The organism is Subdoligranulum sp. APC924/74 (assembly GCF_003324125.1).
Lineage (GTDB): Bacteria > Bacillota > Clostridia > Oscillospirales > Ruminococcaceae > Gemmiger > Gemmiger qucibialis.
Map to the genome: position 1 here is coordinate 22,538 of NZ_PSQF01000033.1, position 6,437 is coordinate 28,974.

At 56.8% G+C, this 6,437-nt stretch carries 7 protein-coding genes; 5 read left to right on the forward strand and 2 right to left on the reverse strand.

Annotation, left to right across the window (positions count from 1 at the left end; all coding sequences use genetic code 11):
- Positions 1–20: 20 nt before the first annotated feature.
- The gene (gene greA, locus C4885_RS09255; RefSeq protein WP_199488096.1) at positions 21–515 is read right to left on the reverse strand and encodes a transcription elongation factor GreA; all 495 of its coding nucleotides are present in this window, start codon (positions 513–515) and stop codon (positions 21–23) included.
- Between the two features lie 415 nt (positions 516–930).
- Between greA and C4885_RS09260 the strand changes: the two genes are divergently transcribed.
- From C4885_RS09260 to C4885_RS09270, 3 genes are all read left to right on the forward strand, one after another.
- On the forward strand, positions 931–1,287 hold the full coding sequence (locus C4885_RS09260; protein ID WP_114000056.1) for a hypothetical protein: 357 nt from the start codon (positions 931–933) through the stop codon (positions 1,285–1,287).
- 79 nt (positions 1,288–1,366) lie between these two features.
- A complete protein-coding gene (locus C4885_RS09265; protein ID WP_114000057.1) occupies positions 1,367–2,296 on the forward strand; it encodes a class B sortase in 930 nt (309 codons plus the stop codon).
- Positions 2,297–2,305: 9 nt separating this feature from the next.
- Positions 2,306–4,195 carry a hypothetical protein gene (locus C4885_RS09270; protein WP_114000058.1) on the forward strand — a complete coding sequence of 630 codons (1,890 nt, stop codon included), beginning with the start codon at positions 2,306–2,308 and terminating at the stop codon, positions 4,193–4,195.
- Positions 4,196–4,261: 66 nt separating this feature from the next.
- Here C4885_RS09270 and C4885_RS09275 read toward each other — a convergent pair whose 3' ends face one another.
- Positions 4,262–4,762, reverse strand: coding sequence for a GNAT family N-acetyltransferase (locus C4885_RS09275; protein ID WP_114000059.1), 501 nt, complete (start codon positions 4,760–4,762; stop codon positions 4,262–4,264).
- A gap of 720 nt (positions 4,763–5,482) precedes the next feature.
- Here C4885_RS09275 and C4885_RS09280 point away from each other — a divergent pair.
- Both C4885_RS09280 and C4885_RS09285 read left to right on the forward strand, forming a co-directional pair.
- Positions 5,483–5,704 (forward strand): YdbC family protein, encoded by a 222-nt coding sequence (locus C4885_RS09280; RefSeq protein ID WP_114000062.1) that lies wholly within the window; start codon positions 5,483–5,485, stop codon positions 5,702–5,704.
- Complete coding sequence (locus tag C4885_RS09285) at positions 5,704–6,309, forward strand: HD domain-containing protein (RefSeq protein WP_114000060.1); 606 nt, start codon at positions 5,704–5,706, stop codon at positions 6,307–6,309. The genes C4885_RS09280 and C4885_RS09285 overlap by 1 nt, the downstream gene beginning before the upstream one ends.
- The last annotated feature ends 128 nt before the right edge of the window (positions 6,310–6,437 follow it).

The following is a 6,437-nucleotide window of genomic DNA, read 5'->3' on the forward strand; positions in this document are numbered from 1 at the left end:
GTTTTTATATCCGGGGGTGATCAGCGGCTGCGGCTGACACCCAGAATGGTGTATTCCAAAATATTGCCGTTGGGCAGGGTAACGTCAACCTTATCGCCAGTCTTGTGGCCGATGAGGGCAGCGCCGACCGGACTTTCATCGCTGATACGGCCCTGGTCGATGTCGGCTTCGGTAGAACCGGTGATATCATACTCTTCAGCTTCATCCGGCTCATCGCCCTCTGCCAGGATGCGCACATGCATACCGATAGAAACGGTATCCAGGCTCAGGTCACTGTCGTCCATGATGCGGGCAACCTTCAGGGTAGCTTCCAGGTCAGCAATGCGGGCTTCAACCACAGCCTGCTCTTCCTTGGCGGCATCGTATTCCGCGTTCTCAGAAAGGTCACCGTAACCACGGGCAACCTTGATCTTTTCAGCAATCTCGGAACGCTTGACAGTTTTCAGGGTGTCCAGTTCTTCTTCCAGCTTTTTATAACCCTCATGGGTAACAACAACTTCTTTGGCCATTGTCAATGTCTCCTTAGCAATTAAAAAGTCGTGCGGCCCGGTGGGAGCCGCACTAGTTTTAATATTTTATCGTTTTTTCCTGTCGCTGTCAAGTAGATTTTAGCGTTGCGGCTCTGTTTTTCCTTTCAGGAAAGCCACACTGCGCCGCTGTTTTTCAAATGGCGGGTTCTGGGGGTTCGACGGTGCAAATTACTGCTTCCGACATACATTTTCAGCATTTCTGCGCTGTTTTTTGCTTTGTTTTGTCTGAACCATCTGCTTTTTAATCGCTTCATATTGACCATTGGCGTAAAACGTGGTAACATGTAGATGTTATATAGCATGCTGGCGCAGGGATACTGTTGCCGGCGGTTTTGCATGTATGTATGGTTTTTGTGCCCATTGGATATATTATTTTATGCAAAAGGGAGGTTTTGCGCCGTTGAAGCGTTTTTTGTGTGCGGTGATCGTTGCTGCGCTGCTGTTGTTCTGTGTTGCCTGCGGCAGCCATGCGGCCGTCTCCGCTGATTCGATCGCAACTGCCGCACCCACGGCATCCTCATCCCGCAATATTCGCAGCGAGCCTATTACCGTAAACAGCACCGTGGCTGACGCTGATACCGTGAACAATGCACAGACCGCAGCCCCCACTACGGAAGCAACCGAAGCTCCTGCGGAAAGCGAGGCCGAAGAGGTGGATACCCCCGCTACCGGGGATTTTCCGGTGCCTTACCTGGCTGCTGTGCTGGGGTTGATTTTGGTTTGTTCCGCAGGCCTGGTTATGCTCAAGCGTATCTGATTTTATTCGTCCATTCCAAAAGGGAGGCCGCGCGGCTTCCCTTTTTTTTACCTTATTTTATGCAAGGGGGTGTTTTTCTATGCCACGCCGTTTTCCTCGCCTGCGGGGGGACAGCCGCTTGTATCCGTTTGCTGCACGCACGGCGCTGCGGCGGCGCCAAAAGCACCGGGCCTGGGCGCTGCGCATTTGCGGCGCTGCGGTGCTTTGCCTGGCTGCCGGGCTGATCCTGCGGGATACTGTATTCCGCGGCGGCCAGCCGGAAGCCCCGGTCACCACCGCGGAGTCAACGGAGCAGCCCTCCCCCACCCCGATTGCCATTACCCCGCGGGCCGCAACGGTGGATGTGCTGGCCGCCGAAAGTGCGGACAGTGATGTCCACTCTTCCCCCGCGCCGCATCCAAGCCCAGATGCCGCCCAGGCGGCGGATATTCTGCCTCAGTATCAGGAGCTTTACGCCCAGAATCCCGACCTTGCAGGCTGGCTGTGCATCAACGGCACCAACATTAACTACCCTGTGGTTCAGGCAGACAACAGTTATTACCTGCGCCGCGGGTTTGACCGACTGTATTCCACCGCCGGAACGCTGTTTTTGGATGAGCGCTGCCGCCTTGCCACGCCAAACGCCGCCGGAACGGCCAATGCCCTGATTTACGGCCACAACACTGCCAGCGGCAGCATGTTCAGCCAGCTGCTGAACTATGCGGACAAAGCGTTTTACACCGCCCACCCTACCTTTCAGTTTGATACGCTGTACGAAGAAGGCACCTGGCAGGTTGCCGCTGTGCTGCGCACTGAGCTTGGCGCGGATGCGCTGCCCTACTATTCCTTTTTTGATGCTTCCACGCAGGAAGAATGGCAGCAGCGCGTGGATGCCATTCTGGAACTTTCGCTTTACGATACCGGCGTTGTGCCCCAATATGGGGACCAGCTGCTGACCCTTTCCACCTGCGGCGTTGCCACCGTTACAACCAACAGCCGCTTTGCCGTGCTGGCCGTAAAAATAAACTGAGGTGCATCTATGAGCATTCTGGCACAAATCATTGGTCTTGCCTGCCTGCTGTTCTGGGGGTTCTGGCTTTGCTGCAAGCTGCGGCTGCCCGCCGGGTTTGCCCCGCTGTGCGGGCTGTGCTTTTGCATGGTAGTGCTGCAGCTGGCTGGCAGCTGCAACCAGCTTTGGCTGGGGGCCCAGCTGCTGCTTGTGGGGGCTGTGCTCACCCTGGCGCAGCGCCGCCGTCACGAAATTTTGCCTCAGCTGCTCTCCCCGGGTGTGCTGGCCTTTTGCAGCGCTGCCGGGGTGCTGATGGCGGTGTTCGCCATCCGGCAGCCGGAATTCCAGACCTGGGATGAATTCAGCCATTGGGGTATCTACTTCAAAAGTGTATTTTACCAGCACCGTTTTGCCGTGTGGGATACCACCCGCAGCCTGGCCCATCAGGCATACCCGCAGGGCCTGCCGGGGCTGTACGCCCTGTTTGCGCTGCCCGCCGCCCAATACCGGGAAGCGGATGTACTGTTTGTCACTGCGCTGCCGCTGGCTGCGGCGGCTTCTGCCCTGTTTGCCCTGCCGCAGGTCACAGCCCGCCGCCCGCGCATCGCTTATACTGTCTGCGCCTGCCTGGCCGCACCGGCGCTGTTTTGGCTGTTTGCCCCCGATACCCCCTATACGACTGCTTATATGGACGCCCCGGTGGGTGCCCTGTTTGCTGCGGCGCTTTGTGTTATCCTGCTGCCCTGTGCTGCTAACAGCCGCGTGCAGCGCGGTCTGGCGCTGGCATTCCTGTGCGGCGCATTGACCACTGTAAAAGAGATTGGCACCGTGTTCGCGCTGTGCGTGGTGGGCATCTGGTTTCTGCAATGCCTGCTGGATGCGCTGCGGGATAAGGGCGGCATCCTGCGCGGCTTCCTGCTGCCCTTTACCGCTGCGCTGCCCTGCTTTGCCATACCGCTTGCCTGGAAGCTGCTGCTGAAAGCCCTGCACCGGGCCGATGACCAGTTTTCCTCCATGGGGCCGGGATACTTTTTGCAGTGCTGGCAAGAGGCCCGCACCGGTTTTGACCGCTACTTTTACGATGTGTGGGACCGCTACTATGCCCGGCTGCGCAGCTATCCGCTGCTGTTTGGGGCCAGCACCTTCAAGGTGGGCTGTTTGTGCGCTGCGGCCGCGGTGTTGCTTTTAATCGTTCTGATCTGGGCCATGGGGCGGTGGCAGGGGCTGCGCACGGCGCTGCCGGGGCTGTGCATGATCTTGTACTGGCCGCTTTATCAGGGCGTGTTGTTCTATGTGTACATCTGCGGCATGAGCCCTTATGAGGCACTGGAGATGGCCAGCTGGGAGCGGTACTTCTGCTGCTTTTTCCTCGGCTGGTTCAGCGTGCTGGAAGGCGAAGCCCTGCTGGCCGGGTTTGCTGCGGCCCACCGCCTGCCGCGAATGGCCGGGCATGCGGTGCCCGCCATTGTTCCCTGCCTGCTGGTTTGCAGCACGCTTTGGGGCATCTGGCAAGCGGGCGGTGCTGCATCCCTCTTCTGCCTGCCGAAAGCCGACTGGCGCACCGAGCAGCAACAGATCGCTGCAGACATGCTAACCCGCATGGACGGCGCACAGAATGGCAGCATTTGGCTGCTGAGCGCCGACGACTCGATGGCCGTGCAGAACATGTGGTACTACCAGTACGAGCTGTATCCCGCCGTTACCGCGGTGGAAGCCCAGAGCAGCGAAACTGATGTGGACCTCGGCTACAACATCGGCGAGCATGATGTGACCTGGCTGGTGCTGTTTGGCGTAACCGATGATTTTACCGCACGTTACGCTGATCTGGCCGATGATGGTCTGCGCAGTGCCCAAAGCACCGCCCCGGCGCTGTACGCCGTAACCAATGTGGATGGACGGATTTATTTGACGGCAAAATAGAAACAGGCATGTGCCGCATACGGGAGATGGTATTCTCGCCGTGCGGCACATGCCTTTTGCTTTGTTTTATAGTTCACACTCCATGGGCAGGTAAGCGCCATTTTCGTTCGGGGTGCGCTGGCCGGTCAACGCAAAACCGTTTTTCTGCCAGAAAGCTTTGCTTTGGGGGTTGCCCTCGTCGATGGCAAGGCGCAGTGTTTTGAATTGTTCGGCCCGCAATGCCTGCTTGCAATCTGCAATCAGTGCGCTGCCGGTACCCCTGCCCTGCTGGGCAGCATCCACCATAAATAGGCCGATGTATGCGGTGGCCGGGTTGGGGTAGCCGGTGATCAGATCCATCATCGCGGCCAGCGTTTCACCGTCATAAAAGCCGATAAAATATTTATCCGACAACGTTTTGCCCGGCGGAACAGCCTGCAGATCATCCAGAATGCTGGCTTTGGTGGCCATGGGCGGGTGGTAGCGGTAGAACTGCGGGTTGCCGCTGCACAAAGCCAGCATGGCATCCACATCTGTTTCCATCAGCCGCCGGACGGTGTACCGGCGGGAAAGGGATTGCAGCTGCATGAGGTTCTCCTTTTCTGTTTTGATTTTAGGCAACACCGCACAATTCCCGCCTTGCGGCTTAAGCACCGCTCCGACAGCTGCGGCACGGCATCTGCGTTGCCAAAATGCTCGATAATGTCGGGTTGCGGTACCCGCATCGTGCTTCGGGGGCAAAAGCCCCTCGCACTCTGCGACCGCTGCCCCTGCTTCGGTTCGCTGTTTCCGCCACTGGCGGCGCTCACCTTTGCAGCATCCAGTATTATCTGCGCTTTTGGCTTAGCATCTGCCGCACCTCGCTCGCCGTATCGGCACTTAGAATTATGCGGTATTGCCTTTATTCTTGGGTGGGGCGTATCTTGTTTTTTTTGGTGGTATTTGTTGTATTCCGGGGTAGAATATTGGGCAAGGCCCGTCATACGGGGCGATGCAAGCATCGTCCCCTACAAATAGGGTTGGGTTTGTTGCAGGTTTTATAATATGCAATACGGCAAGGCTTCGGCGGGATGAGAGTCCCCCGCCCCACTTACCACTTACCACTTACCACTTACCACTTACCACTTACCACTTACCACTTACCACTTACCACTTACCACTTACCACTCAGTATATCACCGCCTTCCCCACACCGCAACGCTTTTCCCCTTGCAATTTTGCGGCAAATCCGCTATGATGAAACACGAGAAATTTTATGGCCGGGGCGGCACCGCGCTGCCCTGTGCCAATGATGAAGGAGATCCTGTTATTATGGCATTCAAATATGAAATCACCGAGCGCATTGCTGTTCTTTCCACCAACTCCAGCGGCTGGGAGCGCCAGCTGAACCTGATCAGCTGGAACGACCATGAGCCGAAGTACGACATCCGTGACTGGTCCCCGGACGGCAGCAAGATGGGCAAGGGCATCAGCATGACCAAAGAGGACCTGATTGCCCTGAAAGGCATTCTTGATGACATGGAGCTGTGATGGAAGATTATCGCGCACAATTTATTGACATTTACAACAAGAATGTCACCCGCCCCGGTGCGGACCGCCTGCTGAAATGGCTGGAGGGCACAGACTTTTTTACCGCGCCCGCTTCCACCAAGTTCCACGGTGCATGCGAGTGCGGCCTTGTGATGCACAGCATCAATGTGTACAACGCCATGATGCAGCACTTTTTCACGGAAGGGGAAGATAACCCCGAAACTTTTGCGGTGTGCGCCCTGCTGCACGATGTATGCAAGGCGAACTTTTACAAAGTCAGCACCCGCAACGTGAAAAATGATGCTACCGGTCAATGGGAGAAAGTTCCTTTTTATCAGGTAGCCGACCAGCTGCCCTATGGCCACGGTGAAAAGAGCGTTTATCTCATTGAGCACTTCATGCGCCTAAAAACCGATGAAGCCATTGCCATCCGCTGGCATATGGGCGGTTTTGACGATGCGGTACGCGGCGGCAGTTTTGCGGTAAGCGATGCTTACAACCGCTACCCGCTGGCCGTCAAGCTGCACGCTTCGGACCTGATTGCCACCTATCTGATGGAGCAGGGCACCAGCAATGTGGAAAATGGCCACCCAAAAACAAAATAATTGATAGCAGAAACGGCACAGCCTTTTTACCGGGCTGTGCCGTTTATCTTAGGCAACACCGCACAATTCCCGCCTTGCGGCTTAAGCACCGCTCCGGCAGCTGCGGCACGGCATCTGCGTTGCCAAAA

What these genes read in the sequence shown, in the direction of transcription:
- C4885_RS09265 (WP_114000057.1), top strand. Translation starts at nt 1,367, where the DNA reads ATGCCACGCCGTTTTCCTCGCCTGCGGGGGGACAGCCGCTTGTATCCG.
- C4885_RS09270 (WP_114000058.1), top strand. Translation starts at nt 2,306, where the DNA reads ATGAGCATTCTGGCACAAATCATTGGTCTTGCCTGCCTGCTGTTCTGG.
- C4885_RS09275 (WP_114000059.1), bottom strand. Translation starts at nt 4,762, where the DNA reads ATGCAGCTGCAATCCCTTTCCCGCCGGTACACCGTCCGGCGGCTGATG.
- C4885_RS09285 (WP_114000060.1), top strand. Translation starts at nt 5,704, where the DNA reads ATGGAAGATTATCGCGCACAATTTATTGACATTTACAACAAGAATGTC.